We start from the raw sequence: 20704 nt of genomic DNA on the forward strand, positions 1-20704 counted from the left end.
ATGTTTACCATCATTTCTATAAGAGTTTAAAGGCATTAAAAACATAAAAAATTAAAACAATATAAATTAAGGTTCAATATGTACAAAGCGAAATTATGGCAAGTAGCATTCTTAGTAATGATGAATGTGGGGTGTACTCAAACCAATACCTCAACAGAAAAAACCATTGATTTCACCCAAACAAATCAAGTTTGTCTAGGGCGTATAGAACTGACTGTGCCAAAAGAAACAGATATTCAATTTGGGCAATTTTCATTTGATGGGAATCAGTTTGAAATTGATTCAACCATCACAAATTTGATTCATTATGAAACTTATATAGCTGAAAGAATTGAAGAATTATCTGAACAAAAACATGAATCTACAGATAGCTTATTGAAGTTGCACAAAATCATAGTGCTTGATCATAATCATAGCAGTCACGTTATTGCGTATCGACCGACACCTTTTAGTTATGATGCTTTTCTGATTGAAGCATATTTATATTTAAATCATAAAACCATTAAATTGGTGAATTTAACCGATGACGCACACTTTGAAGAAACATTAAGTAAAGTTGAAAATACCTTGAAAAATTTTAAATTATTCTCTGCAAAACAGCCCAATGAAGCAGGAATATGTTGGCAAGAGTATTTTCTCTCTGATCCGATGACTGAAAATCGACCTTTTCTGACTGAAGCAATTTTAAAATTCCCTTCATATCCAGAACTTAAATTTAATGTAGAAAATCGAGGAAGATTCGAGTCAGATCAGTCACTAATTAAAACGATTCAAGACAATAAAGCCAGACTTCCTCTAAACCCATTAATTTATAATGAAAAAGTGCTTAGAGAAATTGAGAAAGAAATCAATCAACTCAAAGGCGAGGAAGTGATTACTCATTATAAATTACGTTTGCTTTTTAGTCGTGGCTTCGAAACGGGGGCTTGGCAATATTTAGGTTCAATCAATGATCCCAAAGATTCTTATATCTATTTTGGATTGGAAAGTGCGGATAAATATCGCAACAAGTCACTGAATTCGCCAACCAATCCATCTAAAGTGCTTGAACTGTATGATTTTATTTTAAACAGTATTCATGTTGCCAAACATAATCAGTTCAAATGAAATAAAAATTTAATACCAATTTGCGTTTGTGCTGAAATTGCATCGTTGAGGTGCATTTTCAGTATTTTTTTCTATGTTATGCCACCTAAAAGTACAAAAAATAAGCCAAATAGTATGATAAAAACTAAAAATAGTAATACTGAATTGGCACGTCATTTGCATCTTTAACAACATCATAAAGTGATCTAGGGTTCCGATACATGAAATTTATGTATGACTGAGACCGAGAGTTCACGGCTTAAGTTTCGAGCTCAAGCTACACGGAGGGATAAAAGCCCGGGAGGTAAACCGTTAAAGATTGAGGAAAGGCGAATGAGCACAATCACTTATCATGAAGATCAAGTCTTATGGACTGAACGTTTACCGGGTGGACATCACTGGTCAGCACGTATTCAACGTGGCGCAGTCTTACAACTCAAATCCTTAGGTAAAAATGCCAATGTGTCTCTGTTTTGTGTAAATCGTGAAGACACACTTGAACGCTACAACATGCCAGACAGTTTAAAAGCACAACACACCGCATTTTTAAGTACAGGGAACATTTTAGCTTCTGATCTTGGTCGTGCGATGGTCTCTATTGTTAAAGATGATCACGGTTGGAATGATGCTTTTTGTGCACCGAGTACAGCCCAACAAATCGAAAATCAATTTGGTTCAAAGACTTTCCAAGATGTGCGTAATGACATGTACCGCAATGCTAAAGACAGCCTACTTTTAGAGATGACCAAGTTTGGATTATCTGCTACGGATTTAAGCAGCACCTTAAATCTATTTTCAAAAGTTCAACCTGATGACAACGGCAACTTAAGCTATGTGCAGTCAGACAATACCGATCAAGTGATTGAACTGCGTTTTGAAATGGACTGCTTGGTGTTTCTATCCAGCGCACCTCATGCTTTAGATAATAGCCCTGAATATGCACCAGCAGATATCCAACTGTCTTTATATAAAGCGCTTCCTTTAAGGGACACCGATGTTTGCCGTGATTCATGCCCGCAAAATCAGCATGCATTCCAAAACAACAATCGTTACTACGCTTTAAGCGCTTAATTGGGGGATATATCATGACTGCATTAGTAAATCCAACTCAAAATCATGAAAAATTAGTGTTAAGCGAAGTCTGTCCTGCCGGTGAAGCATGGATGTGCGAAGTGAAAAAAGGCCAATATTTCCGTATTGTCGATCTTGAAGGCAACCAAGCAGTAGATACATTATTTATCTCAAGCCAAAACCCCGAAGAGCGCTATAGCGCAACCGATACTTTAACCATTAACCAGCAAATTTATTTAGAAAAAGGTACAGCGCTATATACCAACTTTGGCAATAAAATTGCCACTATCCATGATGACAATTGTGGTCGACATGACACTTTAGGTGGTGCATGTTCATGTGAAAGCAACACGGTACGTTATGCTCATGATAAATATCCAATGCACAGTTGCCGTAACAATTTCATGACAGCCTTGGCGCAACATCCGATTGCAAAAAAACATGGGCTTAATGTGTGTCATATTGGTCCAAACATTAATTTCTTTATGAATGTACCTGTGACAAGTGATGGACATTTGAAATTTGATGATGGCATTTCTGCACCGGGCAAATATGTCGAAGTCAAAGCGGAAATGGATTTGATCGTACTGATCTCAAACTGCCCACAGCTCAACAACCCATGTAATGCCTACAATCCAACCAAAATTCAATTGATCATCCGTGAAGGCGAGGAATAAGCATATGACTTTAAAATATGGGTTTAATAAAGTTCTCATCGCCAACCGTGGTGCCATTGCATGTCGTGTGATTCGTACCTTAAAAAAACTCGGCATCCAATCCGTTGCGGTATATTCAGAAGCCGACCGTGATTCATTACATGTGACTTTAGCCGATGAAGCTGTCTATATCGGTGAGGCACCAGCTAGCCAAAGCTATTTGAATGTCGATAAAATTTTAGAAGTGGCCAAACAAACTGGTGCAGAGGCGATTCATCCGGGTTATGGTTTCTTGTCTGAAAATGCGGAATTCTGTGACTTGTGTGAATCACAAGACATTGCCTTTATTGGTCCAAATTCAACGCAAATGCGTGCCTTTGGTCTCAAACACACCGCACGTGAGCTTGCGATTCAAGCCAATGTACCATTGCTGCCGGGTAGTCAGCTTTTGGCGGATGAAGCTGAAGCACTGAAAGAAGCGAATCGTATTGGTTATCCTGTGATGCTAAAAAGTACCGCGGGTGGCGGTGGGATCGGCATGCGTTTGGTCTGGAACGAAGCAGAGCTGAAAGATGCTTATGCAACGGTGTCCTATTTAGCGCAAGCGAATTTTAAAGATGCAGGTTTGTACCTTGAGAAATTTGTACAAAATGCTCGTCATATTGAAGTGCAAATTTTTGGTGATGGCAAAGGTCAAGTGCTTGCACTCGGTGAACGTGATTGTTCAGTGCAACGTCGTAACCAGAAAGTGATTGAGGAAACGCCTGCACCACATATCGATGACGAACAACGTGCATATCTCCAAAATGTTGCGATTCAATTGATGCAATCGGTGAATTACCGTTCTGCAGGGACAGTTGAATTCGTGATGGATACCGACACGCAGGAATTCTACTTCCTAGAAGTGAACACCCGTCTACAAGTGGAACACGGCGTGACTGAGCAAGTCTTTGGTGTGGACTTGGTCGAATGGATGGTGACACTTGCTAGTGGTGATTGGACTGCGCCAACTGAAACATTTGAATCCAAAGGTCATTCGATTCAAGTGCGTTTATACGCTGAAGACCCAATTAAAAACTTCCAACCAAGTGCTGGCTTACTGACACATGTGGAGTTTGATGAAAATGCACGTAACGAAACATGGGTCGAAACAGGTTCAAATGTTTCCTCATTCTACGACCCGATGATTGCTAAAATTATTGTGACCGCTGATGATCGTGAATCTGCGATTCAAGCCATGATCGACACACTTGCTAAAACCTCAGTCGCAGGGATCGAAACCAATCTTGAATATCTACAAAACATTATCGATTGCGATGTTTTTAAAGCAGGGACACAAACCACACGCTTTTTAAATACCTTTGAGTGGAAAACGCAAAAGATTGAAGTGCTACAAGCGGGTATTCAAACTGCCGTACAAGATGTGACAGGGCGATTGGGCTATTGGGATGTCGGTGTACCACCATCCGGTGCGATTGATCCATTGTCACTGAATGTCGCAAACCAATTGCTGGGTAATGCTTATAACACCGCAGGCTTAGAATGTACGCTACAAGGTCCGACCTTAAAATTCCATTGTGATAGCCAAATTGTGTTGGCAGGCGGTGATATGCCATCAACCTTGGATGGCATAGCTGTTCCAATGTGGCAAACCGTCAATGTGCGTAAGGGTCAGATTCTAAAATGTGGCAAAATCGCCACTGGTTGCCGTACCTATATCGGCATTAAAGGTGGTCTGAATGTGCCTGAATATCTCGGTTCACAAGCGACTTTTACCTTAGGTCAGTTTGGTGGTCATGCAGGGCGTAACTTGCTGATTGGCGATATGCTCCCCATTACGGCATTCACAAGCGATGAAGTGAAAGCGCTTGCACCTGAGCAAATCCCATCATTCAGTCATGAATGGGAAATTGCGGTAATGTATGGCCCGCATGGCGCACCAGACTTCTTTACGAAACATGACATTGATACCTTCTTTTCCAATACCTTTGAGATTCACTTTAATTCAAGCCGTACGGGTATTCGTTTAATTGGTCCAAAACCTGAATGGGCACGTGAGGATGGTGGTGAAGCTGGTTTGCATCCATCCAATATTCATGACAATGCTTATGCGATTGGTGCAATCGACTTTACCGGTGATATGCCGATTATTCTCGGTCCAGATGGTCCAAGCTTAGGTGGTTTCGTCTGTCCAGCAGTCGTGATTAATTCTGAACTGTGGAAATTGGGACAGTTAAAAGCTGGAGACAAAGTTAAATTTGTCCCTGTGAGCTATCACCAAGCGAAACTCTTAAATGAAAAATATCATGCACAGTTAGAAGCAAGTGATACTCAAAATGTTGCATTTGATGAGTCATTTTATCCTGAACTTTCGACTTTAAAAAATGCGGTTCTCGATACCTTAAAAGGTGTAAATGGCTTGCCTGATGTGGTGTATCGTCCTGCCGGCAACAATTATATGTTGGTGGAATATGGTGAGTTGGTGCTTGACCTGAACTTACGTTTCCGTATTCATGCACTTATGCAATGGGTTCAAAAGCAAAATATTCAGGGCATTATCGATCTGACACCGGGCATTCGTTCTCTACAAATTCATTTTGATTCGATTAAATTGGATCAACTTGATTTACTGCGCCTGTTACAAGTCGCTGAAACTGAACTGCCTGATGTGACGGAAATGCAAGTGCCATCGCGTACCGTGTATTTACCACTGGCGTGGGAAGATTCACAAACGCAACTCGCTACTGAACGCTATATGCAAACTGTGCGTCCAGATGCTCCATGGTGTCCAGACAATATCGAATTTATCCGTCGGATTAATGGCTTAAAAGATAAACAAGCGGTAAAAGATGTAGTCTTTGATGCACGTTATTTGGTGATGGGCTTGGGTGATGTGTACTTAGGTGCACCTGTAGCAACACCACTTGATCCGCGTCAGCGTTTAGTCACCACCAAATATAACCCTGCACGGACATGGACACCTGAAAATGCCGTGGGTATTGGCGGTGCTTATATGTGCGTATACGGTATGGAAGGTCCGGGTGGTTATCAGTTTGTCGGTCGTACCACGCAAATGTGGTCACGCTACCGTAAGAATGCCGACTTTGAACAAGGCAAACCGTGGTTACTGCGCTTCTTTGACCAAATTAAGTTTTATGAAGTGTCTGAGTCCGAGCTGATGCAAATGCGTGAGGACTTTAAAGCAGGTCGCTTAAAACTGCGTATTGAAGAAGGTGTATTGAACTTAAAAGAGTACAACGACTTCTTAACGGAAAACCAAGAATCGATTGCAGCCTTTAAGTCGGTGCAACAAGCCAACTTTGATGCAGAACGTCGTCGCTGGCATGAAGCAGGGCTTGCAGAATATGTCTCTGAAAGCCTCGATGCGGTGGATGATGGAGAAGGGGTTGAAATTCCAGATGGTGGTTGTGCGGTGGAATCACATATGCCGGGTTCAATTTGGAAAATTGAATGTCAGTCAGGGGATATTGTGGAAGAAGGTGCAACGCTTGCGGTGATTGAAGCGATGAAAATCGAGATTCCAATTATTGCGCCTGAACGTATGCGTGTAGATGCGATTACCATTGAAAAAGGGCAAACTGTGAAAACGGGGCAGGTATTGTTTACGTTAGCGCCAGTGGCTTGATGAGATAGATATTAAAAAAGACCGCTTAGGCGGTCTTTTTTATTTAGGAAGCTAAATTATATTTTTGTTCTCGTAACTTAAAGGCTCTATCTCCACCTTCAAGAATTTCACAGATATGTGACTTAATTGTTTTTTGATTTAAAGTGGATGAACAACCTGGATCATGATCTAGTGATTCAATACTACCAAACTTATATTGGAACTTATGATTATTCATATTTGGACTATGAATCCCATGTTGATTGGCAACAATGATTAGCTCACTATCGGCATTCACAACAACATTTGCGTTGTGAGTAACAAGAATAATTTGTCTTTCCTTTTTCTTTTGTTTTAGGAAGGTAACCAATTCAGAATAGATAGCTCGATTATCTAAGTCATCTTCAGGTTGGTCGATGATAATAGGGCACTTACTTTCACTACAATCTAAAGTCATTTTTAACACTACAAAAGCTTTTTTGCCTTGTGACATTTCATTGTAGTTGTCACCATCATATATCACGTCAAATTTTATTTTAAACCATGAATTATCGAAGAACTCTTTCGTAAATGTTTCTAAAGTAGTACCACCTCTAAAACGAATTTCTCCTTCTTCTAAGGATGCTACTATTTCATGATATTTATCTAAAAGTTCAATTTGAGAAGCAACTTGCATTTCAGCAAATAGCTTGGCTTTTTCTGGCTGTTGGTTAATAGTTTTTTTGATAAATTCATTGAACTTAAATTTATCAAATATATTCGTTGCAAGTATTTGTAGATCTTGGCTGATTGTAATTGATGATATAGCCTGTATTAATTCAGAGGCTATATTGGACATTGATAACCAAATTGTACGTTGAAACTCTGTTTTTAAACTTTCTAAAGAAGTTGTTAATTTAGAAATTTTTTCTAAAATATCATCAATCTCTAGAATTTTAGCTTTTTCAGTATTTAGTCTTTCTAATAATGGTTTTATAGCGTCAGAAGACTTTAGATAGACTTCTACTTTTTTAAATGTGTCAGTACTTTGGATATTTAAAATTTCTTTTTCAACTTTTAGGATTTGATCAGAAATAGTTTGTAGGGAGAGCTTTTTGAATTGCTCAAATTGAGTAGTTGTAAGTTTTTTTATTTCACTTGCAAAGGATTCAAAGTGTGATTGTACTAGCACATAATTTAAATTAAGTTCTAATGGGTTTAACAGTTGGTAGAAATCAGAACAGTGCTTATCTTTAAGTAGTTCTTTAAAAGTAATAAGCCCTTCAAGATTTTTATTAAGAATTTTTAAAGTTTCATTCGAAGCATTAAAATCAGCCATTTCCTCCTGAGTTATATTTCCAATATCATTATTTTGGATTTGTATAGATAATTCATTAACTTGATTTTGAATATCATCCTTATTACCTTTCTGTATCAATTGTGATTGATAGTCACTTAAAGAGCTTAAAATTGAAAAATAAGTAGATACTTTTCCTGAAATTTCATGACGTAAAAAATCATTTTGATCTTTAAATCTAGAGAAAAGCTTGTTGTCTTTTTGCTGTATCAAGTCTTTAACTATATCTTCAATACCTTGATCTTTTGACTTTGAATACATATGTCCTTGGTAAAAATATTCGATCGGTCTACTGTAATCCTCCTTACCATCTTGCCAAATAATTCTAAAATGTGAACAAAGCTCATCAATATGCTGAGATTGTTCAAGGATGTTTAGTGCAGTAGGTTTTAATTTATTTGCTAGACATTGCAATAGGGTGGATTTTCCAGAAGACCGCCCTCCGATGATAGAAGTTAGATTGCTATTGAAGCAAATTTTGCTATTTGAAACATTATTGTTGTTTAGTTCAACATAATCTATTACTTCGTAGGGGTTTTTGACTTCGGGACAGTGCTGTCCGATATTAACACGACTTTCAGGTTCATGAATGATTTGCTTTAAACCTTCAAAGGTTGGTTCAGCTTTTATCCAACAATATTTATGATCAATTGGTTCAAATAAAGTTTCTAATTTATGAGCATCACTTCCGTGGATACAAGGTTTATATGATCCATAACTGTCTAGAAAACTTTGTTGATCTTTAGTATTTTCCCCTAAGAAAAAGGGCTTATCTGTGAGAGTCGATGAAAAAATTACATCAGAAATTTTATAAAGTGATTCTCTTAATACTTTTAAAGTTGCACCTGTTTGTTGTTTTAGGAATGCTTCATGACCTTGAAATGCTGATGCGCCATCCTTATTTGAGTTTGCAACGGCAACCAAAGAGTTTTTTCGAAAATTTGGATATTGTTTAAATGCTTTAATAATATCAGAAGGATTAAGAACAAAAGATAAAATTCCAATTTTATAGAGCGCATTTTCATCCGTTGTAGTTGGACTCTCTTTTTGTCCAAGTCTAATCAGATCATATTTAGTTAATTTGTATTGCTCTGAATCTGATACTGTAAATACCAAGGAGTCTGAATATCTTTGTTCAAAGTCATTTATACAATCAGGATTCAGAAGTAAGTGCATATTGATTGCACTTCCTTTGTCAGTGCTAGGAGATATTCTTAACTCAATATTAGGAAGCAGAAAAATTTTAGAAATGATATTTTTCTGAATATCGTCGAATTCTGTTCTAGAAGAGATCGAATCTTGAAATGCTTTTACTTTTTTGTAATTTTCGACACTAAAATAGTCCGTGATACCAATAGCTTTTATATTTCTTTCTAAGGCTTTTTTGAAAAGCTGAATGCAGTATTCTTCAAAAGATATATCGCCAAATTTGTCATTTTTTGCTGTACCTTTTGTATGTACATGCAAATCCCAACGTCCCCATTCTGAACCGCGATTCATTTTTTAATTCCTTTTCAAGTAATATTTCCACTATAAAATACAAAAAAAATAATACTATATGAAACATATAATTTACATTTTGTATAAAAATTAAACAAAAAAATAGAAGTTAAACTTTATTGGAATTAAATCAAATCTGGCACAGTTCCTGCATATCTAATCGTAATACAAATTTTACATTTGGTATTACCAAGTGAGGAGATGCACCGTGAACAAAGACAACATCTTAAACATCGCCAAACTCTTCAAACTTTTTATTATTGAGCTTATTTCCGCACGCGCGGGCTTTTATATCAAACAAAATCATCAACATCGTAATAAAAGAGGCTAAAACTGTGCCAAAACAAAAGTTGGCACGCATTAGCATTACCGTGCCTGAAACCACACTCAATGCACTCGATCAGAAAATTGTCGATCAACATTACGAAAGCCGCTCACAGGCGATTGTCGACATGATCAATAAACACCTCATTGCGGATTTAGTGGAACGAAATGAAGTCATGGTCGGAACGCTCACATTATTGTATAACGCAGGACTCAAACCACTAAGATCACAACTCTTTGAATTACAACAAAAATACTTAACCCAAGTGATCAGCTCACTGCATATACAACTCGATGATGAAAAAGTCTTAGAAGTCATGCTCATGCAAGGTGCAAGCGAAGATTTACACCATATCAGTCAGCAATTTATTGCACTTAAAGGTGTCATTAAAGGGCATTTGGAACTCATGGATGCTGTTATGCCACCTATTGCGCAAAACACATAAAATCGGGGAGAGATTATAGTGAAATCATTATGGACCATAGAAAATTGGAAAACGGCGTACCAAGAAAAAGCCATTCAATTAGACGATTTAATTGATTATGTTGCCCAGTTTCGAAACCATGACCATGCTTGGATTTCAATCGCTTCAAAAGCGCAATTACAAGCACAAATTGATGCTTTAAAAGATTTAGATCCAAATACTTTAGCCTTATACGGCGTACCTTTTGCAGTCAAAGACAATATAGATGTTGCAGGCTTTTATACTACGGCTGCCTGTAAAGAAGCAGCCAATTTAGCCAGCGAAGATGCAACGGTCGTGGCGAAGCTTAAAGCCCAAGGTGCTATAGTGGTCGGTAAGACCAATTTGGATCAATTTGCGACAGGATTGGTTGGGGTACGGTCACCTTATGGTGCAGTAAAAAACAGTTTTAACCCAGACTACATCAGTGGTGGTTCAAGTTCTGGTTCATCGGTGGTGGTTGCCAATGGTTTGGTACCATTTTCACTAGGCACAGATACAGCTGGTTCTGGTCGTGTTCCAGCAGGTCATAACAATATTGTAGGCTTAAAGCCAACCAAAGGCTGGTTTTCAGCGCATGGATTAATCCCAGCATGTCGTACCATCGATGTTATTTCAATCTTTGCTTTAACCAGCGTTGAGGCATGGCAAGTCGCGCAAATTATGCAAGGTTTTGATGAGAAAGATGAATATTCACGTCAACATCCTGCATCTGTACCAACACAATTTTCTAAAGGCAAAATAGCGATTCCTGCACAGCTTGAATTTTATAGTGATGCTGAAACCGAAAAAGCGTTCAATAGCGCAATTGAGCGTGTGAAGTCACTGGGTTATAGCATTGAAAGTATCGATTTTACAGCATTTAATCAGTTGGCAGCTGCGCTATACAACAAAGCTTGGGTGGCTGAACGTACCAGTGCAGTTGAAAAACGTGTTGCACGTGAGGTGACACATCCCGTCATTCATCAAATTATTGCTCAGGCAGATCAATTTAATGCCGTAGATATGATTGATGCTGAATACGAACGTGCTCAACTGGCGAGAATCATCAACCTAGCCTTAGCACCGTTCGATGCATTGATGGTACCAACCGCACCGACCATTTATAAAATTGAAGATGTTAAGGCCGATCCATTGGTAAAAAACAGTCACATGGGTGCATATACCAACTTTGTGAATTTTGCAGATTTATCCGCGATTGCTGTACCCAATGTCATTCGTGCCGATGGATTGCCTTCAGGTGTGACATTTATTGCACCTGCATGGCATGACCAAGCATTGGCTCAGTTTGCAGACGTTTGGCAAAAGCATACGGCACTTCACTTGGGGACGTCCAACTTAAAACCATCAGACAACGTACCAGCAGATTTTAATTCCGCTCATTCAATCAAATTGGCCGTTGTTGGTGCGCATTTAACAGGTATGCCACTGAATTTTCAACTGACTACACGTTTGGGTACTTTGCTTAAAAAGACCCAAACTGCAGCTAAATATAAGTTATTTGCGCTAAAAAATACCACACCACCTAAACCAGGACTGCAATTTGTCGAACAAGCAGGTCAAAGCATAGACATTGAAGTTTGGGATATTCCTTTGGCTAGATTTGGTGAAGTTGTCGCTGAAGTACCAGCTCCACTAGGCATAGGAAATGTACAACTAAAAGATGGCACATGGGTGAAAGGTTTTATTTGTGAAGGTTACGCATTGCAGGATGCAACAGACATTAGTCATTTGGGTGGCTGGCGCAACTATATTGAATCTATTCAAACCACAACAACCACATTTGAATGTAACTCGATTGGGGATATTGCATCATGATAAAAAACATCTATTTATCGGCATCCGTTTGTTTGGCTCTATTTGCTTCTGGTTGTGACAATACCGCAAAGATTCCTGAACCAACAGATCGTGTAAAAAGTAGTGTAAGTTCAAAACCTATTTTAATTGGTTATAGTGACTGGCCTGGTTTTGTCGCATGGCAGGTGGCGATAGATAAAGGCTGGTTAAAAGAGGCTGGCGTGAATGCAGAATTTAAATGGTTTGACTATTCAGCATCGCTCTCTGCTTTTGCATCAAATCAACTTGATGCTGTCTTTGTCACCAATGGCGACAACCTTGTCACAGGCTCTGGAGGTACTAAAGGGGTCATGATTTTAGCGACAGATTACTCAGCAGGTAATGATGTCATTATTGCTAAAAATGGCATAAACACGATTGATGAGCTAAAAGGTAAAACTATTGCCACTGAAAAAGGCTTAGTCGATCACTTATTATTATCGACTGCATTGGATGATGCCAAAATTAATCTGGCTGATGTGAAGTTGGTCAATACCATGACCAATGAATTGCCTCAAGTTTTTGCAACGCCTGATATCAATGCGATTGCCGTTTGGCAGCCTGTAGCGAATCAAGCATTAAAAGCGGTGGCAGGTTCAAAAGTTATTTATACATCAAAGGATAAACCAGGCTTAATTTACGATACTTTAACCGTGAATCCTGCACATTTAGAAGCGAATAAAGAACAATGGATTAAAGTCCTACAAGTGTGGGACAAAACCGTCAAATTTATTAATGATCCTGCAACACGTGAAGAAGCAGCACAAATCATGTCTAAACGAGTGGGCGTTGACACCAAAGCTTATATGCAATTTATTGATGGTACGCATTTATTAGACATTGAAGCCAATAAAAAGGTCTTTAGCAAAGGTACAGGCTTTGATTCAATCTATGGCTCAAGTTATCACGTCAATGAATTTAACGTAAAAAATGGTGTGTACACCACAAAAATGGATGTGGATAGTGTGATTTACCCAGCTTTACTTGAGCAGATCAAATAGTTAGCATCACTTCATATGTTTAGATGTTTAATTTTTGACTGATATTACATTTGACTGATTAAAATATTCAATACAAAGACTCGGATCTGACAGATCTGAGTCTTTTCTTTATTAATACAAGAATAGCTTCGAATGTACAGACAAAATGAATAAACCTAAAAATAAACACAAGGCTTTTATGAATCTATATAGGACAAATCATCAATTTTTGGTTTATATATTTGAATCAATCAAATATTGGCTAGCTCATCCATCAATACATGTTGATGTAAATCGGCTTGTTTTCTTAAAAAATCCCATACCAATTTAATTCTAGGTTCATGCTGCAAGTCGACTAAGGTCAGCATCCAAAAGGTATGTACAAATTTCACATCATCTTTCAGCACTTGTTCTAGTTCAGGCCGATCATTGGCTAAAAATTTGGGCAAAATGGCTAAACCTGCACCAGCAGACACTGCAATTTGCTGTGCCAAAATACTGCTACTTCTAAAATGTGCTTCTAACTGTAAAGGCAAACGTTCCAAACAATAGAGTTCAGGGCTATACACCAGATCATCAATATAATTGACAAAACGATGTCCTTTTAAGTCCTCCAATGTACAAATGGTCGCATGATTTTGTAAGTAATCATGACTGGCGTAGATTTTTAAACAGTAATCACTTAGACGAGTAATGATATAAGGACCTGATTTTGGACGGTCAATTGAAATCACAATATCTGCTTCACGATGCGATAACTTAATCATTTTCGGCACAGGAATTAAATCAATCGTGAGTAGTGGATATTGCTTTGAAAATTCAGCCAAAAGTTTGGCTAAAAAAGCCGTGCCTAAGCCTTCAGGTGTGCCAATTCGCACACGACCTTGTAAAGGCTGGTTAGGTTTTTCAATTTGCAAAAATGCCTGTTCCATTTGTTCTACACGCGGCACTAGCGCTAAACCCTCTAAAGTCAGTTCATAACCCGAGGCTTCACGTTTAAACAATGGCGTACCTAATGCCAGTTCAAGCGCCTGAATACGTCTAGATACCGTACTGTGTTCTACACCAATAATTTTGGCGGCATTGGTTAAGGTCTTAGCACGCGCTAAAACCAAAAAATAATACAGATGATCCCAATCCATTTTCATTATTATTTTGTCCTTGTGCAAATTTGCACATTCATCGTGCGTGAATTTGCGTTGGTGGTCAAATTTTTCTTTGCTAGTCTGAATTGAAACAGGACAGTTGCATATAAGACCTTAGCCAGTGACTTTGAGATGAAAGTAATAAGGTCAAACATCGAAACAACAAGAAACAAGCCCAAGGAGTGGCCATGAACACCATGTCAAATATTCAATCAACCACGGCAAAATTGCTTATCAATGGCAAATTTATCGAATCAAATACCCAAGAATGGCAAGACATTGTTAATCCCGCAACTCAAGATGTCATTGGGCGTGTGCCTATGGCAACGCTTGATGAAGTCGATGCTGCGATTGTAGCAGCGCAAGATGCATTTAAAACTTGGCGCCTAACCCCGATTCAAGCACGCATGCGTATCATGCTTAAACTGCAAGATCTTATTCGTGAAAATATGAAAGAAATTGCCAAAGTTTTAACAGCAGAACAAGGCAAGACTTTGGCAGATGCAGAAGGTGATATTCAACGTGGTTTAGAAGTCGTGGAGCATGCTTGTTCTGTCGGCACATTACAAATGGGCGAATATGTCGAAGGTGTAGCACGTGGCGTCGATACTTATACTTTGCAACAACCTTTAGGCGTGTGTGCAGGCATTACGCCATTTAACTTCCCAGCGATGATTCCACTGTGGATGTTCCCAATGGCCATCGTTTGTGGCAATACGTTCGTTTTAAAACCATCTGAGCAAGATCCATTATCTACCATGATGTTGGTGGAGCTTGCCGTACAAGCAGGTATTCCAGCAGGTGTTTTAAATGTCGTACACGGTGGTAAAGATGTGGTCGATCGTTTATGTACGCATCAACACATTAAAGCGATTTCATTTGTGGGTTCGACAGCGGTGGGTACACATGTCTATAACTTAGCAGGACAACATGGCAAACGTGTGCAATCAATGATGGGTGCGAAAAACCATGTTGTGGTTATGCCAGATGCCAATAAAGAACAAACCTTGAATGCTTTAGCTGGTGCGGCTTTTGGTGCTGCAGGCCAACGCTGTATGGCATTGTCGGTTGCGGTGATGGTGGGTGAAACCAAAGATTGGGTTACCGAGTTGGTAGAAAAAGCCAAAACTTTGAAAGTAAATGCAGGACATGAGCCTAATACTGACATTGGTCCTGTGATTTCGCCACGTGCTAAAAATCGTGTATTGGAGTTGATTCAAAGTGGTGTGGATGAAGGTGCAGAACTGTTGCTGGATGGTCGTGACGTCAGCGTACCAGGTTATGAAAAAGGCAATTTTGTCGGTGCAACCGTGTTCAATAACATCAATACCAACATGCGCATTTATAAAGAAGAAATTTTTGGACCTGTACTTGGCATTATCCATGTCGATACCTTAGAACAAGCCATTGAACTGATTAACGCCAATCCATTTGGTAATGGTGTCGGGCTATTTACCCAAAGCGGTGCAACTGCACGTACTTTCCAAAATGAAATTGATATCGGTCAAGTGGGCATTAATATTCCAATTCCTGTGCCTGTACCATTCTTTAGTTTTACAGGCTCTCGTGGTTCAAAACTGGGCGATTTAGGACCATACGGTAAACAAGCTGTGCAGTTCTATACCCAAACCAAGACCATTACTAGCCGCTGGTTTGAAGATACGCAAGAAAAAGGTGAAGTAAATACCACCATTAACTTACGTTAAATCAGGAGCTCAAGGATGAATATTGCATTTATTGGATTAGGCAATATGGGCGGAAAAATGGCGCAGAACCTGCTCAAAGCAGGTCACACCGTCTACGGTTTCGACTTAAGCCCAACAGCAATTCAAGAATTTCAAACGGCGGGAGGCGTTGTAAGTACAAACCCTCAAGACGCAGCAAAACATGCCGATGTGGTGATTACCATGTTGCCAGCAGCCAAACATGTCAAAGACGTGTACTTAGGTGACACAGGTATTTTGGCTGTATTGCCTGAAGGGGGTTTGTGTATCGATAGCAGTACCATTGATCCACAAACCATCAAAGATATTGCTGAAGTCGGCAAATCTAAAAACATTCAGGTCTGTGATGCGCCTGTTTCTGGTGGAACGGTGGGTGCACAAGCAGGAACGCTTACCTTTATGGTCGGTACCGATGAAGACACTTTCAACAAGGCGAAAAATATTTTAAGCCATATGGGAAAAAATATTGTGCATTGTGGTGATGTCGGTGCTGGTCAGATTGCCAAAATCTGCAACAACCTGATTTTAGGAATTTCAATGGTGGCTGTCGCTGAAGGGATGGCATTGGGTGCAAAACTAGGCATTGACCCTGAGGCCTTGGCAGGTGTGGTCAACAGTTCCAGTGGACGTTGTTGGAGTTCCGATGTATGCAATCCTTGGCCAAATATCAGTGAAAATGCGCCAGCTTCCAGAGGCTATCAAGGTGGTTTTGCCACTCAACTTATGTTGAAAGATTTGGGTCTTGCGATAGAAGCTGCAGGTCAAGTCAAACAACCTATTTTACTGGGAGGTTTGGTGCAACAGCTTTATCAGCAACGTTGTCTGCAAGGTCATGCACAACTTGATTTTTCAAGCATTATTCAAAACTATTTGCCAGATGAGGCATAGCAACAATAACCATCTTTCTGATGATCAGGGGATGGTCATAAACTTGAATTAAAATTTAAAACGAAAACTTAAAACGTAAAGTACAGATGGAATATGAGCTAAGCGTGATTCATGATGAATGGTTTTTAATAAATCAATGAATCAATACGCATCATCAGCAAAACTTATCCATCTCAATCAATAAGCCATAGGATGGCGAATGTTCAATACATTCACCTGCGTCATAAATAAGAATTACGCCAGATGAGGTCAAGTTATGTTGAACTATCAAAATGCTGCACAAGAATTTGATTTAAATCAAGCAGCGCAAAAATTATTATCCGGTTCAGTCGATCAACTCAATGCATGCTTTGAATGTTGCGACCGACATGCAGAATCAGATCCAGAAAAAGTTGCTTTGTATTGGCAAGGCAAAGATGGACGAAAAGAACAATATACTTTTGCTCAACTCAAACAATGGTCAAGCCAATTTGCCAATTTTTTAAAATCGCAAGGTGTACAAGCAGGTGACCGTGTTTCAGGGCTTTTACCGCGTACACCCGAACTTTTGATTGTGATATTTGGCACTTGGCGCATCGGTGCGGTGTATCAACCATTATTTACCGCGTTTGGTCCTAAAGCGATTGAACACCGTGTTCAGCTGGCACAAAGTAAATTGGTTATTTCGGATGTCGGAAATCGTAGCAAAATCAATGAAGTCACTGACTGTCCGCAAATTGTCACAGTGGCAGATGCACAAGGTCAAGGCGTTGAAACTGGCGACTTAAATTTCTGGGATGTGGTCAATGCTGAGTCTGATCAATGTGACTTGGTAATGCGAACGATTCAAGATCCATTCTTGTTGATGTTTACTTCGGGTACCACAGGTCCTGCAAAGCCTTTACAAGTGCCACTGAAAGCGTTGATTGCATTTGGCAATTATATGAAAGATGCTGTTGGACTACGTGAAGAAGATTCTTTTTGGAATATTGCCGATCCTGGTTGGGCCTATGGTTTGTACTATGCTATTACTGGCCCATTACTATTAGGTCATTCCACCATTTTCTATGAAGGTGGCTTTAGTATTGAAAGTTTGTGTCAAATTGTTGAAGATTATCAAGTCAATAATTTGGCAGGTGCACCAACGGCGTATCGCTTAATGATGGCAGCTGATCAAAACCAAATGGCAAAGCTGAAGGGCAAATTCCGAGTGGTGAGCAGTGCGGGTGAGCCTTTAAATCCAGAAGTGATTCGCTGGTTTAGACAGGTCTTGGATGCACCTATTTACGATCATTATGGTCAAACTGAAGTCGGTATGGTGGTGTGTAATCATCACGGTTTAACACACGAAATTACCGCAGGTTCTGCAGGATTTGCCAGCCCTGGTTATCGCGTGGCGGTCGTTGATGAAGCGGGCAATGAACTGCCTGAAGATACCCCAGGAATTTTGGCAGTCGATTTAGAGCAATCACCAATGATGTGGTTTGGTGGATATCAAGAAAGCCGTAAATCACCTTTCCTAAAGCATTACTATTTAACAGGTGATACCGCAGAATTGCACGCCAATGGCAGTATGAGTTTTGTTGGGCGTAGTGATGATGTCATTACAACTTCAGGATATCGTATTGGACCTTTCGATGTCGAGAGTGCTTTGCTTGAACATGATGCCGTTATTGAAGCTGCTGTTGTGGGCGTACCAGACCCTGAACGTACTGAAATTATTAAAGCATTTGTAATTTTGGCTGAACATAAACAACCATCTCCAGAATTGGCCGAGCAACTCAGTCAATTTGTGAAAAAACGCTTATCTGCACATGCATATCCACGTTTGGTTGAGTTTGTCACTGAATTGCCAAAAACACCAAGCGGTAAAATTCAACGTTTTTTATTGCGCAATCAAGAGATTGCTAAACAACAAACTGAACACAAAGCCAGTTAATTACGGTAGATTATCTGTTCATTAAAATTGTGAAATATCGCGTAAATAACAAAAGCAAGATTGAGAAAGGAACAAAGGAATGCAGTTTACTGAAGAACAGTTATTAATTCAGGATATGGCACGTAGTTTTGCGCAAGAGCAAATCAAACCCAACGCTGCAGATTGGGATAAGAATGAAACTTTTCCAAAATCAGCATTGGCGCAAATGGGTGAGCTTGGTTTTCTGGGGATGTTGGTGTCCGAAGAATGGGGCGGCTCTGATACTGGAAATCTAGCTTATGTGATGGCATTAGAGGAAATAGCAGCCGCAGATGGAGCAACATCAACCATTATGAGTGTTCATAATTCCGTAGGTTGTGTGCCGATTGCTAAATTCGGTACAGAGGAACAAAAGCAAAAATATCTCACACCTTTGGCGCAAGGCAAAATGATTGGCGCATTTGCATTGACTGAACCGCATACTGGTTCTGATGCTGCAGCGATTAAAACCAAGGCCGTGAAAGATGGTGATTACTGGGTTATTAATGGTGCCAAACAGTTTATTACTTCTGGACATAATGCAGGGGTGATTATCGTCTTTGCAGTGACCAATCCAAGCGCAGGTAAAAAGGGCATTAGTGCTTTTATTGTGCCACGTGATACCGCAGGTTATGAAGTGGTACGTACCGAAGAAAAACTGGGTTTACATGCGTCGGACACTTGCCAAATTGCTCTGACTGATGTTCGTGTGCATCAAGACTTGATGTTAGGAAAAGAAGGTGATGGTCTTAAAATCGCTTTGTCCAATTTAGAAGGTGGACGCATTGGGATTGCAGCTCAAGCAGTTGGACTTGCACGTGCAGCACTGGATGAAGCCACTCGTTATGCCAAAGAACGTTTAACTTTTGGTAAACCCATCTTTGAACATCAAGCGATTGCATTTCGTTTGGCAAGTATGGCGACAGAAATCCATGCGGCACGTCAAATGGTACATCATGCTGCACGTTTAAAAGAAGCGGGGCAACCGTGTCTCACTGAAGCATCGATGGCAAAACTGTTTTCATCTGAAATGGCAGAACGTGTTTGTTCAGCGGCTTTACAAGTTTTTGGTGGCTATGGTTATTTAAAAGATTTCCCAATTGAACGGATTTATCGTGATGCACGTATTTGCCAGATTTATGAAGGTACTAGTGACATTCAACGTCTGGTGATTGCACGTATTTTATAAGAATTTAAAAGATTTAAATGAAATGATGACCAAGATTTTGCACTTTTAAAGTCAAGGTTTTGGGTCCGTATCAATTCTAATTTAAACAGTTAAGTTGATTGATCAAAGCGGATGAAATCATCAGCAGATTAATCTAAAAGAATAAAGGAATGAAGTGATGACATTTGAAACCATTCAGCTGGAAAAACAGCAAGGCATTGGTTTAATTCGTTTAAATCGACCTAAAGCTTTAAATGCACTCAATAGCCAACTCATTGCAGAGCTTAATCTCGCATTGGATGATTTAGAGCGTGATCCACAGATTGGCTGTATGGTGATTACGGGTTCTGAGAAAGCTTTCGCGGCTGGTGCGGATATTAAAGAAATGGTCGATTTAAGCTATCCGCAAATTTATTTTGATGATTTTTTTCATTTAGCAGATCGTATAGCTGAACGTCGTAAACCATTGATTGCAGCTGTAAGTGGTTATGCTTTGGGCGGTGGTTGTGAATTGGCACTGATGTGTGATTTTATTTACTGCGCTGAAAATGCGAAATTTGGTTTGCCTGAAGTCACTTTAGGCGTGATTCCTGGGATTGGCGGTACACAGCGTTTAACCCGTGCTATTGGTAAAGCCAAAGCCATGGAAATGTGCCTGACTGCACGCCAAATGGGTGCGGTTGAAGCTGAACAAAGTGGCTTGGTAGCACGAGTCTTTAAAAATGACGAACTTTTAGATGAAACATTAAAGGCTGCGACAACAATTGCAGAAAAGTCTTTAACAGCCACCATGATGATCAAAGAATCGATCAACCGTTCTTATGAAGTCAGTTTGCATGAAGGTTTACGTTTTGAACGTCGAATTTTCCATTCTATTTTTGCAACGCAAGATCAAAAAGAAGGCATGCAGGCATTTATTGAAAAACGTACAGCTGAGTTTAAAAATCATTAATTGAATCATGAGA

The 20704-nt window shown here is 39.5% G+C and carries 14 protein-coding genes and 1 riboswitch; of the genes, 12 read left to right on the forward strand and 2 right to left on the reverse strand.

From position 1 onward, the window contains the following. The first annotated feature begins 78 nt into the window (after positions 1-78). The 4 genes from G8E00_RS07740 to uca all read left to right on the forward strand — a co-directional run bounded on the left by G8E00_RS07740 (position 79) and on the right by uca (position 6459). Entirely contained in the window at positions 79-1107 is a 1029-nt protein-coding gene (locus G8E00_RS07740) for a T6SS immunity protein Tli4 family protein (RefSeq protein ID WP_166223385.1), read from the forward strand. Positions 1108-1281: 174 nt separating this feature from the next. Next, positions 1282-1392, forward strand: a riboswitch (guanidine-I (ykkC/yxkD leader). A 27-nt stretch (positions 1393-1419) separates the two neighbouring features. Beyond that, entirely contained in the window at positions 1420-2157 is a 738-nt protein-coding gene (locus G8E00_RS07745; protein WP_166223388.1) for an urea amidolyase associated protein UAAP1, read from the forward strand. Positions 2158-2171: 14 nt separating this feature from the next. Further along, positions 2172-2834: an urea amidolyase associated protein UAAP2 gene (locus G8E00_RS07750; protein ID WP_166223391.1), complete on the forward strand. Its 663-nt coding sequence runs from the start codon at positions 2172-2174 to the stop codon at positions 2832-2834. Positions 2835-2838: 4 nt separating this feature from the next. Continuing rightward, positions 2839-6459, forward strand: coding sequence for an urea carboxylase (gene uca / locus G8E00_RS07755; protein ID WP_166223394.1), 3621 nt, complete (start codon positions 2839-2841; stop codon positions 6457-6459). 43 nt (positions 6460-6502) lie between these two features. On the opposite strand, the gene G8E00_RS07760 is transcribed toward uca, so the two are convergent. Beyond that, a complete protein-coding gene (locus tag G8E00_RS07760) occupies positions 6503-9274 on the reverse strand; it encodes a TrlF family AAA-like ATPase (RefSeq protein WP_166223397.1) in 2772 nt (923 codons plus the stop codon). 335 nt (positions 9275-9609) lie between these two features. Between G8E00_RS07760 and G8E00_RS07765 the strand changes: the two genes are divergently transcribed. Genes G8E00_RS07765 through G8E00_RS07775 form a run of 3 tightly spaced genes read left to right on the forward strand, consistent with a single transcriptional unit; the run spans position 9610 to position 12899 of the window. Further along, positions 9610-10044, forward strand: a complete 435-nt coding sequence (locus G8E00_RS07765) for a CopG family ribbon-helix-helix protein (RefSeq protein ID WP_166223400.1) — start codon at positions 9610-9612, stop codon at positions 10042-10044. Between the two features lie 15 nt (positions 10045-10059). Further along, on the forward strand, positions 10060-11880 hold the full coding sequence (gene atzF / locus G8E00_RS07770; RefSeq protein ID WP_166226482.1) for an allophanate hydrolase: 1821 nt from the start codon (positions 10060-10062) through the stop codon (positions 11878-11880). Next, positions 11877-12899 (forward strand): ABC transporter substrate-binding protein, encoded by a 1023-nt coding sequence (locus tag G8E00_RS07775; protein WP_166223403.1) that lies wholly within the window; start codon positions 11877-11879, stop codon positions 12897-12899. Before atzF ends, G8E00_RS07775 begins: the two co-directional genes overlap by 4 nt. Before the next feature lie 230 nt (positions 12900-13129). Here the strand turns inward: G8E00_RS07775 and G8E00_RS07780 are convergent, their stop codons facing one another. Continuing rightward, a complete protein-coding gene (locus tag G8E00_RS07780; RefSeq protein WP_166223406.1) occupies positions 13130-14026 on the reverse strand; it encodes a LysR family transcriptional regulator in 897 nt (298 codons plus the stop codon). Positions 14027-14211: 185 nt separating this feature from the next. On the opposite strand from G8E00_RS07780, the gene G8E00_RS07785 reads away from it, so the two are divergent. The 5 genes from G8E00_RS07785 (at position 14212) to G8E00_RS07805 (ending at position 20691) form a co-directional block, all read left to right on the forward strand. Then, complete coding sequence (locus G8E00_RS07785) at positions 14212-15729, forward strand: CoA-acylating methylmalonate-semialdehyde dehydrogenase (RefSeq protein ID WP_166223410.1); 1518 nt, start codon at positions 14212-14214, stop codon at positions 15727-15729. A gap of 15 nt (positions 15730-15744) precedes the next feature. After that, positions 15745-16635 (forward strand): 3-hydroxyisobutyrate dehydrogenase, encoded by an 891-nt coding sequence (mmsB, locus tag G8E00_RS07790; RefSeq protein ID WP_166223414.1) that lies wholly within the window; start codon positions 15745-15747, stop codon positions 16633-16635. 256 nt (positions 16636-16891) lie between these two features. Next, complete coding sequence (locus G8E00_RS07795; protein WP_166223418.1) at positions 16892-18553, forward strand: AMP-binding protein; 1662 nt, start codon at positions 16892-16894, stop codon at positions 18551-18553. A gap of 79 nt (positions 18554-18632) precedes the next feature. Next, positions 18633-19760: an acyl-CoA dehydrogenase family protein gene (locus G8E00_RS07800; protein WP_166223421.1), complete on the forward strand. Its 1128-nt coding sequence runs from the start codon at positions 18633-18635 to the stop codon at positions 19758-19760. 157 nt (positions 19761-19917) lie between these two features. Continuing rightward, on the forward strand, positions 19918-20691 hold the full coding sequence (locus G8E00_RS07805) for an enoyl-CoA hydratase (protein WP_166012399.1): 774 nt from the start codon (positions 19918-19920) through the stop codon (positions 20689-20691). Positions 20692-20704: the final 13 nt, after the last annotated feature.

Origin of the sequence: Acinetobacter shaoyimingii (assembly GCF_011578045.1) — a bacterium.
Lineage (GTDB): Bacteria > Pseudomonadota > Gammaproteobacteria > Pseudomonadales > Moraxellaceae > Acinetobacter > Acinetobacter shaoyimingii.

Excerpts from the sequence above, each read along its gene's own strand:
- G8E00_RS07795 (WP_166223418.1), top strand. The coding sequence starts at position 16,892 with ATGTTGAACTATCAAAATGCTGCACAAGAATTTGATTTAAATCAAGCA.
- G8E00_RS07780 (WP_166223406.1), bottom strand. The coding sequence starts at position 14,026 with ATGAAAATGGATTGGGATCATCTGTATTATTTTTTGGTTTTAGCGCGT.
- G8E00_RS07775 (WP_166223403.1), top strand. The coding sequence starts at position 11,877 with ATGATAAAAAACATCTATTTATCGGCATCCGTTTGTTTGGCTCTATTT.
- G8E00_RS07800 (WP_166223421.1), top strand. The coding sequence starts at position 18,633 with ATGCAGTTTACTGAAGAACAGTTATTAATTCAGGATATGGCACGTAGT.
- uca (WP_166223394.1), top strand. The coding sequence starts at position 2,839 with ATGACTTTAAAATATGGGTTTAATAAAGTTCTCATCGCCAACCGTGGT.
- G8E00_RS07745 (WP_166223388.1), top strand. The coding sequence starts at position 1,420 with ATGAGCACAATCACTTATCATGAAGATCAAGTCTTATGGACTGAACGT.
- G8E00_RS07760 (WP_166223397.1), bottom strand. The coding sequence starts at position 9,274 with ATGAATCGCGGTTCAGAATGGGGACGTTGGGATTTGCATGTACATACA.
- G8E00_RS07805 (WP_166012399.1), top strand. The coding sequence starts at position 19,918 with ATGACATTTGAAACCATTCAGCTGGAAAAACAGCAAGGCATTGGTTTA.
- G8E00_RS07750 (WP_166223391.1), top strand. The coding sequence starts at position 2,172 with ATGACTGCATTAGTAAATCCAACTCAAAATCATGAAAAATTAGTGTTA.
- G8E00_RS07740 (WP_166223385.1), top strand. The coding sequence starts at position 79 with ATGTACAAAGCGAAATTATGGCAAGTAGCATTCTTAGTAATGATGAAT.
- G8E00_RS07785 (WP_166223410.1), top strand. The coding sequence starts at position 14,212 with ATGAACACCATGTCAAATATTCAATCAACCACGGCAAAATTGCTTATC.
- mmsB (WP_166223414.1), top strand. The coding sequence starts at position 15,745 with ATGAATATTGCATTTATTGGATTAGGCAATATGGGCGGAAAAATGGCG.